This window comes from Providencia sp. 2024EL-00732 (assembly GCF_044006275.1).
In the GTDB taxonomy this organism is placed as follows: Bacteria; Pseudomonadota; Gammaproteobacteria; order Enterobacterales; family Enterobacteriaceae; genus Providencia; species Providencia huashanensis.
The window spans coordinates 1-20,566 of record NZ_JBIPDG010000001.1; the positions used below are offsets into that span (position 1 = coordinate 1).

14 protein-coding genes are annotated in these 20,566 nt (G+C 39.4%); 13 read left to right on the forward strand and 1 reads right to left on the reverse strand.

Annotated features, from left to right (window positions below; all coding sequences use genetic code 11):
• Nucleotides 1-459 precede the first annotated feature (459 nt).
• From ACHB7C_RS00005 to kdsB, 6 genes are all read left to right on the forward strand, one after another.
• Nucleotides 460-2,844, forward strand: a complete 2,385-nt coding sequence (locus ACHB7C_RS00005; protein WP_395346062.1) for a DNA internalization-related competence protein ComEC/Rec2 — start codon at nucleotides 460-462, stop codon at nucleotides 2,842-2,844.
• Between the two features lie 36 nt (nucleotides 2,845-2,880).
• A complete protein-coding gene (msbA, locus tag ACHB7C_RS00010) occupies nucleotides 2,881-4,626 on the forward strand; it encodes a lipid A ABC transporter ATP-binding protein/permease MsbA (protein WP_042846473.1) in 1,746 nt (581 codons plus the stop codon).
• Nucleotides 4,623-5,621 carry a tetraacyldisaccharide 4'-kinase gene (lpxK, locus tag ACHB7C_RS00015; protein WP_395346065.1) on the forward strand — a complete coding sequence of 333 codons (999 nt, stop codon included), beginning with the start codon at nucleotides 4,623-4,625 and terminating at the stop codon, nucleotides 5,619-5,621. The genes msbA and lpxK overlap by 4 nt, the downstream gene beginning before the upstream one ends.
• 403 nt (nucleotides 5,622-6,024) lie before the next feature.
• The gene (locus ACHB7C_RS00020) at nucleotides 6,025-6,240 is read left to right on the forward strand and encodes a cold-shock protein (protein ID WP_004256206.1); all 216 of its coding nucleotides are present in this window, start codon (nucleotides 6,025-6,027) and stop codon (nucleotides 6,238-6,240) included.
• A 152-nt stretch (nucleotides 6,241-6,392) separates the two neighbouring features.
• Nucleotides 6,393-6,572 (forward strand): Trm112 family protein, encoded by a 180-nt coding sequence (locus ACHB7C_RS00025; protein ID WP_042846471.1) that lies wholly within the window; start codon nucleotides 6,393-6,395, stop codon nucleotides 6,570-6,572.
• A gap of 5 nt (nucleotides 6,573-6,577) precedes the next feature.
• Nucleotides 6,578-7,324, forward strand: coding sequence for a 3-deoxy-manno-octulosonate cytidylyltransferase (gene kdsB, locus ACHB7C_RS00030; protein WP_042846470.1), 747 nt, complete (start codon nucleotides 6,578-6,580; stop codon nucleotides 7,322-7,324).
• A gap of 97 nt (nucleotides 7,325-7,421) precedes the next feature.
• Here the strand turns inward: kdsB and elyC are convergent, their stop codons facing one another.
• Entirely contained in the window at nucleotides 7,422-8,249 is an 828-nt protein-coding gene (elyC, locus tag ACHB7C_RS00035; RefSeq protein WP_042846469.1) for an envelope biogenesis factor ElyC, read from the reverse strand.
• Nucleotides 8,250-8,605: 356 nt separating this feature from the next.
• On the opposite strand from elyC, the gene cmoM reads away from it, so the two are divergent.
• From cmoM to ACHB7C_RS00070, 7 genes are all read left to right on the forward strand, one after another.
• Nucleotides 8,606-9,394: a tRNA uridine 5-oxyacetic acid(34) methyltransferase CmoM gene (cmoM, locus tag ACHB7C_RS00040; protein WP_048606597.1), complete on the forward strand. Its 789-nt coding sequence runs from the start codon at nucleotides 8,606-8,608 to the stop codon at nucleotides 9,392-9,394.
• Entirely contained in the window at nucleotides 9,391-10,716 is a 1,326-nt protein-coding gene (gene mukF / locus ACHB7C_RS00045) for a chromosome partition protein MukF (RefSeq protein ID WP_042846467.1), read from the forward strand. The genes cmoM and mukF overlap by 4 nt, the downstream gene beginning before the upstream one ends.
• Nucleotides 10,697-11,422, forward strand: coding sequence for a chromosome partition protein MukE (mukE, locus tag ACHB7C_RS00050; RefSeq protein WP_042846466.1), 726 nt, complete (start codon nucleotides 10,697-10,699; stop codon nucleotides 11,420-11,422). The genes mukF and mukE overlap by 20 nt, the downstream gene beginning before the upstream one ends.
• Nucleotides 11,422-15,861 carry a chromosome partition protein MukB gene (mukB, locus tag ACHB7C_RS00055; RefSeq protein WP_395346070.1) on the forward strand — a complete coding sequence of 1,480 codons (4,440 nt, stop codon included), beginning with the start codon at nucleotides 11,422-11,424 and terminating at the stop codon, nucleotides 15,859-15,861. Before mukE ends, mukB begins: the two co-directional genes overlap by 1 nt.
• Nucleotides 15,862-16,578: 717 nt before the next feature.
• Complete coding sequence (locus tag ACHB7C_RS00060; protein WP_395346072.1) at nucleotides 16,579-17,490, forward strand: YadA C-terminal domain-containing protein; 912 nt, start codon at nucleotides 16,579-16,581, stop codon at nucleotides 17,488-17,490.
• A 391-nt stretch (nucleotides 17,491-17,881) separates the two neighbouring features.
• Complete coding sequence (ldtD, locus tag ACHB7C_RS00065) at nucleotides 17,882-19,639, forward strand: L,D-transpeptidase (RefSeq protein ID WP_166685409.1); 1,758 nt, start codon at nucleotides 17,882-17,884, stop codon at nucleotides 19,637-19,639.
• 366 nt (nucleotides 19,640-20,005) lie between these two features.
• A complete protein-coding gene (locus tag ACHB7C_RS00070) occupies nucleotides 20,006-20,554 on the forward strand; it encodes a YcbK family protein (RefSeq protein WP_042846461.1) in 549 nt (182 codons plus the stop codon).
• Nucleotides 20,555-20,566 lie beyond the last annotated feature (12 nt).

Consider the following 20,566-nt stretch of genomic DNA (forward strand, 5'->3'; position numbering starts at 1 on the left):
GGTTTTAATTCCTTTTGCGAACTCAGCCGCAAGTGCTTTAAGTTTTTTCTCGTCCATAATCTGCCTACTTTTTAGTTGGAGTTAACATATCAAAAGTAGGCAAATACACAATTTAAATTACAGTCTCAACACCCAACACCCAACACCCAACACCCAACACCCAACACCCAACACCTAACACTGGGAATCAAATACTTGACCTCATAGCTTTCGCTCATTGAAAAATGGAAAAAGAAATCAATCGGTCTAGATGGGATTATAAATGTAGATGTAGGCTTAAACACGACAAGTATTGATAAGTATTGAAATAAATTGCGAGGCGCTTCCCACTTTAATGAATACTGTATTTTTCCTGAATAACTTATTACGAAGCGCGACTCAAAACCTATCTTAACTACTTATTGAATAAATAGTTAAGTTTTAGATTGGGCTCTAGATTATGGGTAAAAGGAGCCAAATATGAAAGGACAGGGAGGGGGGAAGAACTGGGCTATTAATCACACTATTCATTATTGGCTAGGTAAATATAAAAAATCACTATCATTATCATTGGCAGCATTAGCGGTAATTACTGGGGTATTACCTTTATTATTTATTCCTGAACTTATAAGTTTAAACGTTACAATTACTTGTATTTTTATCATTACTTTATTTTTAATCTTTTATATGACTAATAAGGTGGGGAAGTTTATCTCATTGGTTATCATATCGTTTATTTGGGGAAACTGGCATTATATTGATATTAAAAACAAAATGTATTTTCTATCTGAGAAAAACCACAAAATTGACCTTACCGTTATAAGTATTCCGTTAGCAGGAAAAGAATATAAGCATAAGGTACGTATTGATAGAATAAACTCTAAAATTATTTTTCCTCCATTATATGCTTTATGGAAGACTAAGGCGCCATTATGCGCGGGGCAGTCATGGCAAATTGTAGGAAAGCTTAAGCCTTTACATAGTTCTTTAAATGAAGGGGGTTTTAATCAACAGCGTTATCTATTAGCAAAAAGGCAAATTGGTTTACTGAAGAGTCAGCAACAAAAAATATTAGACTCTCAATGTTCTATTAGACAAAAGCTTATTAACTATTATTCACAGCAAATATCACCATTAAATAATGCAGGTGTTATTTATGCGCTTATGTTTGGGGAAAGGGGGCTATTGACCCCACAGCATTCTCTACTATTACAGAATACAGGGTTAACTCATTTAATTGCGATATCTGGTTTACATATAGGTTTAGCCTATTTATTTGGTTATTTGATTGTAAGGGGGATTCAATATTTATTACCTATATCATTTTTAAATGAAAGTATCCCAATATTGTCGGGGGTATGTTTGGCTGTTCTTTATGCTTGGGTTTCTGATTTTGCAATCCCTGCAACTCGGGCATTTTTTGCTTTATTGTTATGGGTTTATATTCGAAAAAAAACATCTCATTATTTTTCTTGGCAATGGGCGTTATGGAGCATTGCAGGTATCTTAGTATTAGACCCGTTATCAATTTTATCAGATAGTTTTTGGCTATCGAGCTTTGCGGTTTTAGCCATACTCTATTGGTCCAGTGTTTTACCTTTATCTCCTCATCTTGCGCAACAAAAAGTAATAGGGAAAATTATTATATTAACTCATTTACAGATAGGTTTACTTATTCTACTTATTCCCATGCAACTTATAATGTTTAATGGCATTAATCTAATGAGTTTTTTTGCAAATCTTTGGTTTGTTCCTATTATTTCTTGGTTAGTAGTTCCTGCTATATTTGTCTTATTTTTACTACCAATTCCTGAGATACAAAATGTTATTTTACTTGCTATTGATCAGGTAATTGAATGGGGGGTGAAGCCAATTCCATTCTTCAGCCGCTTTTGGTTTGAATTACGTCATGTGCCTTATTATGCTTTGGTAAGCTGTTGGCTTATTGCTTTAGTGATCCTTTACCGGTGGTACAAAAATTACTTAGGGCTATGCGGCTGTGTCCTCATATTAATACTAACTGAAAGAGGGAATAGTAAATCACCAAAAAAGGATTGGAGCTTAACTGTACTCGATATTGGCCACGGTTTAGCAGTCGTTATAGAACAAAATAATCTAGCATTCTTATATGATACAGGAAATATATGGAAAGGGAGCAGCAGTGCAAAAAAGCAGGTTATCCCCTTTCTTAAACATCATAATATTACACCGTTAACTGTTATTCTCAGTCATAATCATCTGGATCATACTGGGGGCGTTAAAGATTTAAGTCAGCAATACCCGTGGATAAGCATACGTAGTAGTTTTGGTAATTACTCTAATGAATATAATAAGTTAAAGAAAAGACAGCGTATTCAGCATCTTCCTTGCTTCAAAGGGCAAAAGTGGCAATGGGGGATTTTAACATTTGAAGTGTTGTGGCCTGAAAAATCATCAAAAATATCGCATAACAATGATTCTTGTGTTATTCAATTAACTGATGGGTACCATAAAATCTTATTGACGGGAGATTTAGAAAAACAAGGTGAAAGATCAATTGTTGAAATGTATAAATCAAGACTTCATTCTAACATTTTATTTGCGCCTCACCATGGAAGTAGCACATCCTCAACCGCCTTATTGTTAAGGAATGTTAAACCATCATTGGCATTAGTTTCTTCTGCAAGGTACAGTGCGTGGAAAATTCCATCACAAAAAGTCTATTCTAGGTATAAAAGTAGTGGCGTTAAATGGTTAAACACAGCAGAGAATGGTCAGATAACTTTATGGTTTAAAAAAGAAAATATTAAAATTTTACGTTATCGCTATGAAATTCAACCCCGTTGGTATCATCTGTGGTTTGGCTTGCCGCTATTTCCCGAGTAGAATAGTGCGCTTACATTAAGTCTGGTAATTAAAAGTATGAATGATAAAGACCTTTCGACAAAACAAACTTTTCGCCGCTTGTGGCCAATTATTGCGCCTTTTAAAGCGGGTTTAATTGTAGCAGCAATAGCACTTATCATTAACGCCGCAGGTGATGCGTTTATGATTTCTTTGTTAAAACCCTTGTTAGATGAAGGCTTCGATAAAGCCGACAACGATGTTTTAAAATGGCTTCCGCTTGCGGTGTTAGGTCTTATGGTCGTTCGTGGTAGTTCTAGCTTTGTTTCAACCTATTGTGTTTCATGGGTCGCGGGCAAAGTCGTTATGAATATGCGCCGTAAATTGTTTGGTCATATGATGGGAATGCCTGTTAGCTTTTTTGACCAGCAGTCAACAGGGACATTATTATCGAGAATTACTTATGACTCAGAGCAGGTTGCTTCCTCTTCCTCAGGTGCATTAATTACTATTATACGTGAAAGCGCCTATATTATCGGGTTGTTTGCCATGATGTTTTATTACAGCTGGCAACTATCTCTGATATTAATTGTTATTGCCCCAGTTGTTTCTGTGACTATTCGCATTGTCTCTAAACGTTTTCGTAAAATCAGTAAAAATATGCAAACGGGGATGGGGCATGTTACTGCTAGCGCAGAGCAAATGTTAAAAGGGCATAAAGAAGTTTTAATTTTTGGTGGGCAGAAAGTTGAAACTGAGCGTTTTAACAAGGTAAGCAATAACATGCGTCGCCAAAATATGAAAATGGTAACCGCATCAGCAATTTCAGACCCGATTGTTCAACTTATTGCTTCATTCGCATTGGCATTTGTATTGTACGCTGCGAGCTTTCCCGAAATTCGCGATGAATTAACATCAGGTACCATTGCCGTTGTATTTTCATCTATGTTTGCATTAATGCGGCCTTTAAAATCCCTCACTAATGTTAACTCTCAATTTCAGCGCGGTATGGCTGCTTGCCAAACCTTGTTTGCTATCTTAGATACTGAACAAGAAAAAGATAATGGGACGAAAGTATTAAAAGAGGTAAAAGGTGACATCAAATTTGAACATGTTACTTTTACCTATGAAACCAAAGAGCATCCTGCGTTAGACGATATTTCATTTACGTTACCTGCGGGGAAATCAGTTGCTCTGGTCGGGCGTTCAGGTTCAGGTAAGTCTACAATTGCTAATTTAATTACGCGTTTTTATGACATTGATGAAGGAACGATCCAGATAGATGGTCATGACATTCGCGAATACACCTTAGCTTCGTTACGGAACCAAGTTGCTTTAGTTTCACAGCATGTTTACTTATTTAACGATACGATAGCCAATAATATTGCCTATGCAACAGATGGCAACTACAGCCGTGAGCAAATTGAAAAAGCAGCAGAGATGGCTTACGCAATGGACTTTATTGCCAAGCTTGATAAAGGCTTAGATACGGTTATCGGTGAAAATGGGGTCATGCTTTCAGGTGGTCAGCGCCAGCGGATAGCGATAGCTCGCGCATTGTTACGTGATGCCCCAATCCTTATTCTTGATGAAGCAACCTCTGCTTTAGATACTGAGTCTGAACGTGCAATTCAAGCTGCACTTGATGAACTACAAAAGAATAGGACATCTTTAGTGATTGCTCATAGGTTATCAACGATAGAGAACGCCGATGAAATCTTAGTGGTACAAGATGGCAAGATTATTGAGCGTGGTAATCATGCATCTTTATTAGCGCAAGATGGCGCGTATTCTCAATTACATAGAATCCAATTTAAACAATGATAGAGCGTATTTGGTCTGGCAAATCTTGGCTATATATTTTGTTATTGCCGTTATCTTTCCTTTATGGGCTGATAACAGTAATTCGGCATATGGCATATAAAGTTGGGCTATTTCGTTCATGGAAAGCACCGGTTCCGGTGGTCGTAGTTGGGAACCTAACTGCGGGTGGAAATGGTAAAACGCCCGTAGTCATTTGGTTAGTTGAATCATTAACTAATGCAGGTTATCGGGTGGGGGTCGTTTCTAGGGGCTATGGCGGTAAGTCAGAGAATTACCCATTAGTACTTAATGAGGCGACTACCACACAAGTTGCAGGGGATGAACCTGTATTGATATTTCATCGCACAAAGGCGCCTGTTGCTGTAGCCCCTAAGCGTAGCGATGCAGTTAAAGCCCTGCTTCAGGCATACGAATTAGATGTCATCATCACCGATGACGGGCTACAACACTACGCACTGCAACGTGACTATGAGATAGTCGTTATTGATGGGCAACGTCGTTTTGGTAATGGCTGGTGGCTTCCTGCTGGGCCTATGCGTGAAAGAATTGGGCGTTTAAAAACTGTTAATGCATCTATAGTTAATGGTGGTAATCCCCAAGGAAATGAAGTGCTAATGACCCTAGAGGGGGATAGCGCAATTAACCTTGTGAGCTTAAAAAAACAACCCGTTACGGAGCTAGAGTCGGTAGTGGCAATGGCAGGAATTGGTCACCCCACACGTTTTTTTAATTCTTTACAGGGTAAAGGGGTTGTATTAGAGGGAAGCCAAGCTTTTGCCGATCACCAATCGTATGAAAAACAACAGTTAATGTCTTTAGTTAAACCCCATCAGTCTTTATTAATGACGGAGAAAGATGCAGTAAAATGCCGCGAATTTGCTCAACCTAACTGGTGGTTCCTTCCTGTTCAAGCTCAGCTCCAACATCGTGGTGCAGATAAAATTTTAAGCGAAATAAAAAAACTTATCACAAATAACAAAAAAACTTGCCACTAACGTTTCACTATGATAATAATATCGCCAATGTGATATAGATCTACTTATTATGTATCTAGATGCAATACATTAATAATTGGATTTTATACTAGCTTGAATTTCACGCCGCGTTCTTTAGTTAGTCTTCATATCCTCGCACAATCTACATTATTGGGTCGTTACTTCTAAGTTTTGTCATCATAATGTCAAATTAGGCTGTTAACTTCACAGTGGATGAGTGATATCTGAAATCTATATTTACGGGCGTTATAGTAAATGCACAATTATTTATGTGCATAAATTGGTAAAAGTGTATTTACTCTTTGATGTATTAATAGATCGGCAATTTATAAATGGGACGCAAGAAAGAGTAATGATACAAAGATAAAAAAAATATTGTTCTCAGAACAAAAGGAGTTTTAATATGAATTTTCAATTACATATGGGTCGAGTTAAATGGTTTGACGCAAAAGAAGGTTACGGTTTTATTTCACCATTCAATGGTGGAGATGATGTATTTGTGACAACAAAATCAATCGCTAATAAAAAAATCAAATCATTATTTGAAGGTCAAAACGTTGAGTTCTCTGTTACTCGTAATTCGGATGGCATAACGGCAGCAGACGTTATTGCTTACTAGAAGTAATTACTAAACAATTAACAGAACAAATTCTCCTGCTTTTATCCTCTCATCTCACGCAGGAGATCTTATTCAGAAAGATTAAAGTTAACGGTGATATCTGCATGTGATATCCTGACTCCAAGTGAGTTAAAATCCATTCGGGAGAAAACATGGATCACCGTTTACTTGAAATCATTGCCTGCCCTATATGTCATGGCAAATTAAGCTATAACAAAGAAAACCTCGAGCTTATCTGCAAGTTTGATCACTTAGCCTATCCAATTCGTGATGGCATCCCTGTATTACTCGAAAATGAAGCACGCCAAGTCTCATTAGATGAAGGAAAATAATCGCCATGTTTACGGTTATTATTCCTGCTCGTTATGCATCGACCCGTTTGCCGGGTAAACCTTTAGCTGATATTCATGGCAAGCCAATGGTCGTTAGGGTGATGGAACAAGCGATTAAATCAGGGGCTAGTCGAGTCATTGTGGCGACAGATCATCCTGATGTGGCTAAAGCTGTGATTGAAGCTGGGGGTGAGGCTTGTATGACCAACCCCGAGCACCAGTCTGGCACTGAGCGGTTAGCAGAAGTTATCGATACTTACGGCTTTTCTGATGATGAAATTATTGTGAATGTGCAAGGGGATGAGCCTTTAATTCCACCTGAAATTATTAGCCAAGTAGCAAATAATCTTAAGGGAAGTCAAGCTGGAATGGGTACGCTGGCCGTGCCTATTCGTGATGCTCATGAGGCGTTTAACCCCAATGCAGTGAAAGTGGTTACTGATCAAGGTGGCTATGCGTTGTACTTTTCTCGTGCAACTATTCCTTGGGACAGAGACGGTTTTGCTAAAAGTCATGATGTCATTGGTGACACGTTTTTACGTCATATTGGTATTTACGCCTATCGCGCTGGGTTTATCCGCCGTTATGTTAGTTGGGAAGCTAGTCCATTAGAAAAAATCGAGATGCTTGAGCAGCTTCGGGTGCTTTGGTATGGTGAGAAAATTCATGTGGATGTAGCTAAAACAACACCAGGGGCGGGTGTTGATACCCAAGCAGATCTTGATGCTGTCAGAAAGCAATTTCTATTGTAATTAAAATATTATTCAGTAAGCCCAAGAGGTAGCATCTTGTTTGTTCTCTTGGTATTCAACAAAAGGTGCAATCTGTATAGGTTACACCTTTTTGTTTTCATTCGGCGACGGTTGCTTCTGGAGTTGGCAACGAGGAGTCTATTGATTGTGTATTATCAGGCTTTAGGTGCCACCAAATCGTCCCAAGAAATTCATACCACGCTCGTTCACTGTGACCGAAGTAATATGCTGAAGGGATGTATTTCTCCCATGGGTTAATGCCGCTAGTAATAACAAGTTGATTTGCGGGAGCAGGGAATGGTTGCATGCCTCTGTCTGTAAACATGGTTATCGCCCGAGGCAAATGGTTGGCTGAAGTGACTAATAAGAAAGGCGATTTCCCAATAATTTTCTCAACCTCAAAGGCTTCTTCTTGGGTATCTTTAGGCTCTGTAAGAGGGATTGTATCTTGTGCGGGTACACCTAAAGACTGAGCTACTTGTGCCGCAACTTCTGCACTGCTTATGGTGCTGCTCGCTTTCCCTCCAGTAAAGATAAGCTTACTGCCTGGGTGTTTTAAATATAATCGGACGCCTTCAGTTACTCTTGGTAGGCTGTTATTCAATAAGTTAGAGCTTGGGCTCCAATCTGGGTTGTAAGTAAACCCACCTCCTAATACCACGATATACTGTATATTTTGCGGTGGTGTTTCAGTGATCAATTCATATCGCTTATTATATTGGCCTTCTACAGGCGCGAGCAAGCTATCTGAAACAGGCTGTAATCCGAGTACTGCTAGGAGTATTAAGCTCAGGCTAGTAAATGTTTTTCCGCACCGTTGCCAGCGAGTGAACCAGAGTAAAATTAACCCGATAAACCCAATGATGAGCAATAATGGCAGTGGCATCAAAAGGGAACCAATATATTTTTTTAAAAAAAATAACATAACTAAGCCTATTCTTAAGGGTTATCAATCAATTTTGGTTGTGGAACTACCCTTGAAAAAGCGTCATATAACCACTTTTTCAACATAAAAATAGCGAAAATCGCCTTCAATGATGTCAAAATGAAATTCACTGAGCAAAATAAAGTACAATGCAAAAATATCGCTATTATCTGTTATAATTCATGTTTCAATTGTCGCCCACATCTGGTGTGATAAGCACAATACTCAGTGATAGTATTCTCAATTTAGCTTAATTTCATTAAGTTCAAGATGAAAATAGACTACATTGGCGGTTTTTGCGACTAATTGGCCCATAAAACTTAGTTAATGAACAATGATAGGCAACCGGATAGCACATGGCAGACCGCAACTTTGATGATATTGTCGATAAATTTGCAAAAAATATCTACGGCACGACAAAAGGAAAAATACGTGAAGCGGTGGTTTGGCAAGATTTAACGCATATATTAGATAGCCAATTTAAGGGGAAAACCTTAAAAATACTTGATGCAGGTGGAGGTGAAGGGCATTTTTCACGTAAACTTGCTGCTATGGGCCATCAAGTTATACTTTGCGATTTATCCGAAGAAATGTTGGAACGAGCCAGTGAGCTTGCAAAAGAACAAGGGATTAGCGATAACATTCGCTTTGTTCACTGCGCGGTGCAAGATATTTCCCAACATATTAATGAGCCCGTTGACCTTGTTTTGTTCCATGCTGTTCTTGAATGGATTAGCGATCAAAAATATGCAATTGAACAACTGGCAGATATAATCAGACCAGAAGGCGTATTTTCTGTCATGTTCTATAATGCAAATGGCTTAGTCATGCGTAATGCGATTTTGGGGAACTTTCATTTGGCAACCCCGCATATTCAGCGGCGTCGTAAACGCTCGTTATCGCCACAGAAACCTTTATTTCCTCAGCAAGTTGATGAGTGGTTAAGGGGGTGTGGTATGGGCATCTTAGCTAAAAGTGGCGTCAGAGTTTTCCATGACTATCTGCAAAGTAGGCAATTACAGCAAAAAGATTTTCCTGCATTGTTAGCGTTAGAGCAACAATATTGTCGTGAAGAACCCTATCTTAGTATGGGGCGTTATATTCATGTCATGGCACGCAAACAAATACAAAAGGACGATTTATGAGTGATTTTTCCCAGACCGTCCCTGAACTTGTGTCTTGGGCACGAAAAAATGATTTTGCGATTTCACTCCCTGCTGAGCGTTTGGCATTTTTGCTGGCGGTGGCAGTATTAAACAGTGAAAGAGTGAATGGCGAAATGAGTGAAGGGGAACTGGTTGACGCCTTTCGTGAAGTTTGCAAAGGTTTTGAACAGACAACGGAATCTTTGGCGGTGAGGGCAAATAATGCCATCAATGATATGGTGCGCCAAAAGATATTTAACCGTTTCGCCAGTGATATTGTTGAAGGCAATGCCATTTATCGTCTGACCCCATTGGGGATTGGCATCAGCGATTATTATATACGCCAGCGAGAATTTTCCACATTAAGACTTTCCATGCAGCTTTCGATAGTTGCCAGTGAGCTGCAAAGAGCGGCTGAAGCAGCAGAAGAAGGCGGTGATGAATTTTATTGGCATCGTTATGTTTTTGCTCCATTAAAATATTCAGTCGCTGAAATTTTTGATAGCATCGATTTATCCCAACGTATCATGGATGAGCAGCAAAATACCGTTAAAGAAGATATTGCTGCCTTGTTAAACCAAGATTGGCAGGCGGCCATCGCAAACTGTGAGCAATTATTATCAGAAACATCCGGTACTTTGCGTGAGCTGCAAGACACGTTAGAAGCCGCAGGGGATAAACTACAAGCCAATTTATTGCGTATTCAAGAAGCGAATATGAATGCACCTGCTTTTTCTGAAATGGTGGATAGACTGGTTTTTGACTTACAAAATAAATTAGACCGTATCGTCAGTTGGGGGCAGCAATCTATCGATTTATGGATAGGCTATGACCGTCACGTCCATAAATTTATCCGTACAGCGATAGATATGGATAAAAACAGGATCTTTTCACAACGGTTACGTCAGTCCGTTCAACATTATCTCGATAGCCCTTGGGCTCTTACTTATACCAACGCAGACCGGTTATTCGATATGCGAGATGAAGAGCTCACATTACATGATGAAGAGGTAACGGGTGAATTGCCTCCAGAGCTTGAATTTGAAGAGTTTAGTGAGCTCAATGATAAACTAGCCGAGTTAATGGAAGTGGAACTTGCCATCTATAAAACAGAACAGCGTCCATTAGACGTTGGTCGTGTATTGCAGGGGTACTTGCAGCAATATCCACAAAAACGTCATTTTGATGTCGCTCGAATTATTATTGATCAGGCGGTAAGACTAGGCATTGCAGAGGCTGATTTGGCGGGGTTACCGGCAGAATGGCAAGCTATTAATGATTACGGAGCCAAGGTACAGGCACATGTCATCGACAAATATTGAACAATTTATGCCAGTAAAACTGGCTCAAGCATTAGCTAACCCTATTTTCCCAGAGCTAGACAGCCAATTGCGTTCAGGTCGGCATATTAGTATTGATGACCTTGATAACCACGCATTTTTGATGGATTTTCAGGAAGCATTGGAGCAATTTTACTCACGGTATAATGTTGAGCTAATTCGTGCACCTGAAGGGTTTTTCTATTTACGCCCGCGTTCGACCACGTTGATCCCACGCTCAGTCCTATCTGAATTGGATATGATGGTTGGCAAAATTCTGTGTTATCTCTACCTCAGCCCTGAGCGTTTAAGTAATCAAGGTATCTTTACCTCTCAAGAGCTTTTTGAAGAATTACTCTCTTTAGCGGATGAAAATAAACTGCTTAAATTTGTTAATCAGCGTTCCACGGGTTCTGACCTTGATAAACAAAAATTGCAGGAAAAATTAAGAACATCATTAAACCGTCTACGTCGTTTAGGGATGGTGCATTTTCTGCAAAATGACCCGAGTAAATTTATTATTAGTGAATCTGTGTTCCGTTTCGGTGCAGATGTACGCAGTGGTGATAACCCGCAAGACGCTCAGTTACGTATGATCCGTGATGGCGAAGCTATCTCTCTCGAAGGTGAACTCTCACTAAAAGACAGTGAAGAAGAGAATGTCGAAGATAGTCAAGAACCGGCAGAAAGTGATGAGGATGAAGAATAATGATTGAACGCGGAAAATTTCGCTCACTGACGCTGGTGAATTGGAACGGTTTTTTTGCTCGTACTTTTGACCTTGACGAGTTAGTCACCACTTTATCTGGTGGTAATGGTGCGGGTAAATCGACAACGATGGCTGCTTTTATTACTGCCATGATCCCAGATTTAACCTTACTCCACTTCCGTAATACCACCGAAGCCGGTGCTACCTCAGGGTCACGGGACAAAGGGTTACATGGGAAATTACGTCCTGGAGTCTGCTATGCCATTTTAGATGTTTTAAACTCTAAACATCAGCGCGTCATGGTGGGTGTGCGCTTACAGCAAGTTGCTGGGCGTGATAAAAAAGTTGATATTAAGCCTTTCATGGTGCAAGGCATTCCATTGGCAACGGTTCCGACTGAAATATTGACAGAAGTGATTGATGGTCGCCAAGCCAAAGTGATCCCACTGAATGAGTTAAAAGAACGCCTTGAAGAGCAAGAAGGGATTTTGTTCAAGCAATTTAACTCAATTACAGATTACCATTCGGTTCTATTTGAATTAGGTGTCTTGCCAAAACGTTTACGCTCAGCGAGTGATCGAAGCAAATATTATCGGCTTATTGAAGCGTCATTATACGGTGGGATTTCCAGCGCGATTACGCGTTCATTGCGTGATTACTTATTGCCTGAAAATGGTGGCGTTCGTAAAGCCTTCCAAGATATGGAAGCTGCATTGCGTGAAAACCGCTTAACGTTGGAAGCCATTCGCGTTACACAATCTGACCGCGACTTGTTTAAACATTTAATTAGCCAAGCAACGGATTATGTATCAGCGGATTATATGCGTCATTCCAATGAAAGGCGTATCCATTTAGATGCCGCTTTAGCTGCACGTAATGAGTTATTCGCTAGTCGTAAACAACTGCGTATAGAGCAAGTTCGTAGTGTAGAAATGGCACGCGAACTAAATGAGCAAAATAGCGCTTCAACAGAATTGGAAGCTGATTACCAAGCGGCCAATGACCATTTGAATTTAGTGCAAGCAGCGCTACGTCAGCAAGAAAAAATAGACCGTTATCAAGCTGATATTGAAGAGCTGACTTATCGCCTTGAAGAGCAAAGCGAAGTTGTTGCAGAAGCAACAGAAACACAAGACGAATATGAAGCTCGTGCCCAAGCCGCTGAGATAGAGGTTGATGAGCTAAAAAACCAATTAGCGGACTACCAACAAGCATTAGATGTACAGCAAACTCGTGCTATCCAATACCAACAAGCGTTACATGCATTAACTCGAGCTCGTGATTTGTGTCAGCTTCCTGAATTATCAATTGATAATGCAGATGAATGGTTAGATACATTTGAGGCTCGGGAACAGCAAGCGACAGAGTCGTTATTGGCCCTTGAACAAAAAATGAGTGTTGCTGATGCAGCACATAGCCAATTTGAGCAAGCCTATCAATTAGTTAAAAATATGGTAGGTGAGGTAAGTCGCAGTGATGCATACCAACAAGCACGTGCTCTATTACGGGATTGGTCATCACAACAGCATTTAGCTGAACGTGTACAACCGTTACGCATGCAACTCTCTGAATTACAACAACGCCTAAATAGCCAGCAGAATGCAGAGCGTATGTTGGCAGAGTTTTGTAAACGCCACGGTCAAAGCTATGAGCCTGATGAACTTGATGCGTTAATGGCTGAGTTAGAAGCGCAACAAGAAGAATTAAGTGTTGGTGTAAACGAAAGTGGCGAAAGGCGCATGCAAATGCGCCAAGAATTGGAACAAATTCGCCAGCGTATCCAACAGTTATCTTCTAAAGCACCTGCATGGATCATTGCTCAAGAAGCATTAACTCAATTGAATGAACAATCAGGTGAAGTTTTTGCATCGAGTACTGCTGTAACTGAATTTATGCAGCAGTTGCTTGAACAAGAAAGGGAAATCACGGTTGAGCGCGATGAGATTGCAGCGCAGCGGCGCGACCTTGAGAAACAAATAGAGCGTTTAAGTCAGCCAAGTGGTGCAGAAGATAGCCGGATGCTTGCATTGGCGGAACGTTTCAACGGGGTATTACTGTCTGAAATTTATGATGACATTACTATTGAAGATGCGGCTTATTTCTCAGCATTATATGGTCCTGCTCGTCATGGTATTGTCGTACAGGATTTATCAGTTGTTCGTAGCCAGTTAGAAACTTTACAAGACTGCCCTGATGATGTGTATTTTATCGAAGGGGACCCTTCTTCCTTTGATGATAGCGTTTTTGATGCCCAAGAATTTGAACAAGCCGTATTAGTTCGCTCTTCTGAGCGGCAGTGGCGTTATTCGCGTTATCCTGAGCTTCCTTTATTTGGGCGAGCAGCGCGTGAAAGCCATTTAGAGTCATTATCAGCTGAGCGTGATGAGCTCGCCGAACGCTATGCGACATTGTCATTTGATGTACAAAAAATTCAACGTTCACATCAAGCATTCAGTCGTTTTATCGGTCAGCACATTTCTGTCGCTTTCGAGGCAGACCCAGAAGCTGAAATCCGTACACTTAATCAAAAACGAACAGAACTAGAAAGAGCTTTAGCGCAATTTGAAGAACAAACCCAACAACAGCGCCAACAATTTGCTCAAGGAAAAGAAAGTTTAACGGCACTTAACCGTTTGTTACCGCAGATGGGCTTGTTACTTGATGAAACGCTGGTGGATAGGGTTGAAGAAATCAATGAGGAACTATCAGAAGCTGAAGAAGCGGCGCATTTCCTCAATAAACATGGAAGTACATTAGAAAAATTAGAGCCGATTGTAACGGTATTACTCAGTGACCCTGAGCAACATGACCAGCTACGCAAAGATTACGAACTCGCGAAGCACACTCAACAGAATGCAAAACAGCAGGCTTTTGCATTGGTTGAAGTGGTTCAACGTCGGGCTCACTTTAGTTACAGTGACTCTACGGGGATGGTTAGTGAAAATAGTGATTTGAATGAAAAATTGCGCCAGCGTTTGGAACAGGCAGAAACCGAGCGAGCTCGAGCCCGTGAGCAACTACGTCAGCAGCAATCGCAGAGTGCGCAATACCATCAAGTATTGGCTTCGTTACGTAGCTCTTTTGAAACTAAGCAAGAAATGCTGAAAGAGCTAGAAGCCGAAATGCAGGAGATTGGTGTAAAAGCTGACCCTGACGCACAAGAGCGTGCACGCATTCGTCGTGATGAATTACACCAACGAGTGATGGAGAACCGTAGCCGTATTAATCAGTTAGAAAAACAGCTAACCTTATGTGAAGCTGAAATGGATAACTTACAAAAACGCCTACGTAAGTTAGAAAAAGATTATTATCTATTACGTGAACAAGTGGTTTCTGCGAAAGCAGGTTGGTGTGCTGTAATGCGTTTGGTGAAAGACAATGGTGTTGAGCGCCGTTTGCACCGCCGTGAACTTGCTTATACTGATGGTGACAGTTTACGCTCTATGTCGGATAAAGCATTAGGGGCGCTACGCCTTGCGGTGGCAGATAACGAACATTTACGTGATGTGCTACGTTTATCTGAAGATCCAAAATACCCAGAACGCAAAATTAAGTTCTTTATTGCAGTGTATCAACACTTACGCGAACGAATTCGCCAAGATATTATTCGTACAGATGACCCGATTGATGCGATTGAGCAAATGGAAATTGAGTTGGGTCGTTTAACGGAAGAATTAACCGCTCGTGAACAAAAATTAGCGATTAGCTCGAAAAGTGTGGCGAATATTATTCGCAAAACAATCCAACGCGAACAAAATCGTATCCGCATGTTAAACCAAGGGTTACAAGCTGTTGCGTTTGGCCAAGTGAAAGGCGTTCGTCTTAATGTAAATATTCGTGAAAGCCATGCGCTGTTACTCAGTGTCCTGTCTGAAGAAAGTGAAATGCATCAAGACTTATTTACTAGCCAGCGCCTGACATTCTCTGAAGCGATGGCAAAACTGTATCAACGCCTTAACCCACAAGTGGATGTTGGCCAGCGTTTACCGCAAACCATTGGTGAGGAATTACTCGATTATCGTAATTATTTAGAGCTAGATGTTGAGGTTAACCGTGGCTCAGATGGCTGGCTGAAAGCAGAGAGTGGTGCGCTATCAACGGGTGAAGCTATTGGTACAGGGATGTCAATTCTGGTGATGGTGGTACAAAGCTGGGAAGAAGAATCCCGTCGTTTACGTGCAAAAGATATTATTCCTTGTCGTCTATTATTCTTAGATGAAGCCGCTCGATTAGATGCTAAATCGATAGCAACCCTATTCGAATTGTGTGATAGGTTAGAAATGCAGTTAATAATTGCAGCACCAGAGAATATAAGCCCTGAGAAAGGGACAACTTATAAGCTGGTTCGTAAGGTGATAGGCAATCATGAGCATGTGCATGTGGTTGGCTTAAAAGGTTTTGGCCAAGACAATGTTAGTGTTCAAGAACAGGCCTTGTAGTAATAGATAACTTAAATGCATTTAAAGCCGATACTTAGTAATAAGTATCGGCTTTTTTGTATTTGATGTCCCTTCAGTTAGAAGAAGGGATATCTGTGTTTTAAACATAAAAGCACAGTGTTTTAATGGGGTGCTTAATAGTGATAGCGAGAGAAACTGCTTAGGGAAAGTCTATTTTAACGATTAACGCATATAGAATGTAACAAAAATTAATGAAGTATAACTAACCCTCATAATGAATTTAATTTAGGTAAAACTTTGTATGAAAAACACTTATAGTTATATAGATATAATAACTAATATGGATAAGGATAATTAACTGTTTCTATATAGGGGTATTTGGCAGTTTTACAACGGATTGAAAAATTTTTTAACTATTTATTTCTCATCTATACTGATGGAGCATTAAAAAAACTCTGAATTAGTGTTTTAATTGATTAATTTGTTTGTTTTGGTTTTTCTTAATGTTAAATAACATGAAAGTGTAACCTGAGTGTCAAGGTTAGCCAGTTCATTTTATTTTTACTCTTTAAGCGCATTAATTATTAATGATTTTGTATAAAAGAAAGTTGGATGGGAAAGAGATAATTAAGAGTATACCTTGCTGTGTATATTAATTAGATATAAAAAATGATGTAAAATGAAATACTCTGTAATGGTGTTAGCTTGTATTCTGATGGCCAATTAATGCCAATCAATAAATTTGGAATACAAAAAATGAATAAATTAACCTTATTAGCCGTTATGGTTTCTGCAACCATGATGAGCAACGTATCTGTTGCGGATGTTAGCTGGGCCGGTTGGAATAACAATATTGGCAGCGATAATGGACATGCAAGTACAGCACTAACAGCAGAAAATCAAAATATTCTTGCTAACAATGTAAATAACGTTAATGCAGATTTGCAAGCTCATAAAGCGGAACAAGCAAAATATAATAATGGTCAGATTCAAATTAACCAAAATCAGGGTGTTTTGAATCAAATCCAAGCTGATATTAATTCTAAGCAAGCAATAACTAACGTTGAGCAAGCTAATATTAATAAAGAACAAAAAGTAGTAAATGAAAATCAAAAAGTCGTTAATGATAAACAAGACGTTATTAACCAAAATCAAGCTAAAGTTAATAGCAACCAAAAATTAGTAAATGAAAATCAAAAAGTCGTTAATGATAAGCAAGATGTTATTAACCAAAACCAAGCTAAAGTTAATAGTGACCAAAAATTAACCAATAATAAACAAACTGTTTTTAATAAAAACCAAATGGCTTTCAACAATAGCCAAATAGCTGTTAATAACCGCCAATCTCAGATCAATAAAAATGTTGATAACAGATTAAATCAGCTAGATAGCAGAGTCACATCGTTAGATAAGCGTGTTGATTCATTAGATAACGAATTAAAGCGTGGGTTGGCTTCGCAAGCTGCTTTATCAGGGTTATTCCAACCTTATAATGTTGGGTACTTTAACCTATCTATGGCGTTAGGTGGTTATGAATCTAATACAGCTCTTGCACTAGGTTCAGGTTATCGTATTGATGAAAGTGTGGCAGTAAAAGCGGGTGTAGCAACAAATACTGATGACTTTAAAGGCGTGACTTATAATGCCGCTGTTAACTTTGAATGGTAATAGGAATCATTAGTTAATCCCTAATGGTTACACTTTTAATCTAACTTAAGGCAAAAAAGCATATGTTATGTTTTTTTGCCTTTTATTCTTTAATTGAATAAATATTCAAATGGGGCATAAAAAGCGGTAACACACTTGGTTTTTATTTGTTTTAGCCGTTTATATCGTTACCTTACGTTTATTGATAATCAGAAGAAATAAACACAGAATTAGTTTTTTCCTATAACATTCCTGCCTATATTGTTCATACTGACTTAATGATGCTTAAGTTGATATGCTGCACTGTTAACCATGTATAATGTGTGAATACTTTGAGTATCCAGAATTTACTATAATAAAATCGTTAATAATAAAAACTATTGTTATCCATGTTGTAACTTAAGGTGGATGTATGGCAAAGAGAAGTGTGAAAGCTCTGCAAGTCTCAGTAATATGTGGGTTAATGGCATTACACATACCTGCGTTTTCAAATGAAGAAAATATGCAGCAAAGTGTCGAGGAAGTACAAGCTACCGCGGCAGTTACACCAGCAGAAAGTTTGGCTAAAATAACAGTCTCGCTTCCTTCGGGGGTGAAACCTGTTTTTGCTTCACAATTAGCTAAATTATATGCTGAGCGGCAAATGCAGCTATTGTGGCAAGATGAAACAGCAATTAGTCAATTCCAACAACAGTTGGCCGAATTAGCACTCGCGGGGGTACAACCTCAATTTGCTGAGTGGCTCGCGATACTGGAAAATAACCAATTAAATGAACTTGGTCGTGACGTTATTTTGTCCGATGCAATGTTGGGGTATTTACACTATTTATCTTCGGTTGAAGGCAGTGGGCAATATTGGTTATATAGTAGCCGCCCCTATAAAATTATTGCCCCGACTTCTGCACAAATGAAACCATGGTTAGATGCAATTGCAGGTAATCGCTTAAGTGATTGGGTGAAATCGCAAGCCCCTAACCACCCAATGTATTTGCCAATGCGCAAAGAAATGCTGAAGTTATTGGCGATGCCTGAAGATGACTTGGAAATCGTGGGGACTAAAACATTAAAACCAGGTCAATCAAATGATGACGTGGTTATTTTGCGCCAAATTCTGCAACGTGAAGGGTTACTGGAAGGTGAAACAGTAATGGAGAGCAGCGAAGTTGAAGCCCCTGAAACGATGGCGCAAGTTGCTGAGCAAGCGGTTGAACAAACCAGTGAACCAGCAAAAACAGCTGAGACACCAATAAGTAAGGCATCAAAGGTGTATAGCCAAGACCTTGTTGATGCGGTAAAAAAATTCCAATTACAGTATGGCTTAGAAGCGGATGGTGTTGTCGGTAAAGGTACGCGTGTTTGGCTGAATATGAAGCCAAAACAAAAAGCAGGGTTAATGGCATTAAATATTCAGCGTTTGCGTATTATTCCAGCAAGTCAAGGAACTGGGATTTTAGTCAATATACCAGGCTATTCCTTAGATTTTTATTTGAATGATGAGGTTATTTTAGACTCAAAAGTGATTGTTGGACGTGCTGATCGAAAAACACCGATCATGAGCAGTGCACTGAATAATGTGGTGATTAACCCTCCTTGGAGTGTGCCGACTAGCATGGCACGTAAAGATATTGCCCCGAGAGGAAAGCAAGATCCAAGTTATTTTAGCCGTAAAGGGTATACTGTTTATTCGGGGTGGGGTGCAGATTCCTATGAAATCGACCCGTATGCCATTGATTGGGAAAATATTACGCCTGCCAATTTCCCTTATCGAATTCGTCAAGCTCCTGGCCCTACTAATTCATTAGGGCGCTATAAATTTAACATGCCAAGTTCTGATGCAATTTATTTGCATGATACACCGAATCATAGTCTATTTAATCGCAACGCACGCGCAATAAGTTCTGGGTGTGTACGAGTTAATAAAGCTAGTGAGCTTGCAAGTATTTTATTAGGTGATGCGGGCTGGGAAAGGAAGCGCATTGATGGTGCACTTAAGGAAGGTTCGACCCGTTATGTGAATATACCGGATAGGATCCCAGTATTTCTTTATTATCAAACCGCTTGGGTTGATAAAGACCAGCAACCACAATATCGAGCGGATATATATCAATATGATAACAGCATTAATAATGCAGATAACTATTTGCCAATGTTGAAAAAGATTTTGCATTAATCATCATGTTAGCTTAAATATGAAAGGGGGATTTCCCCCTTTTTTGCGAGTATTTCTGTTTAACTCCCATAATTTCTTATTAGGTCCGTTGCTTTTAGGCATTTAATTATTATCATGCAGTAAATAATAGAGAGCTGATCGCGATTCATATCAGCCAAGGCAGCAAAGTAAGCGTAGTAATTCGCTTATTACATGTGAATTTAGTGACAAAGCGCTATTTTTGACGAATATAGCAACCAAATTCCCTTAAAGTATGCATATCTTTACATAAATATACATTAAAATTAAGAATGTTTTGCTAGACTCAATAGGTTGTCAAAATTTTATCGATTATTACTGAAATTATTAGAGTCTGAGCTATCACCTATGGATATTATTGACCAATCCCGCAGAAAATGGCTGGGAATTGGGGCTGCTACAGTCGGCCTTAGTTTATTACCAAGCCATGTATTTGCTGCAATGACCACCCCACGCCCACGTATTTTACGCTTTCAAAATATTAATACGGGGGAGTCTTTAAAAACAGAATTTTTTGACGGTCAACGTTATAACAAATCTGAACTTGCACGTTTAAATCATTTTTTCCGTGATTACCGCTGCGATAAAGTCAAAACCATTGATCCTAAATTATTTGACCAAATTTATTTATTACAAATGATGATGGGAACTAACAAACCAGTTCAACTTATTTCGGGTTATCGCTCTTTAGAAACGAATAATAAATTGCGTAGTAAAAGTTCGGGAGTCGCGAAGAAAAGTTACCATACTCGCGGGCAAGCGATGGATTTCCATATCGAAGGTTTACAGTTAAGTAACATTCGTAAAGCCGCGCTGAAAATGAAAGCGGGTGGTGTTGGCTATTATCCTAGAAGCAATTTTATACATATTGATACAGGGCCAGCAAGAACGTGGTAATCTGTGCATAGG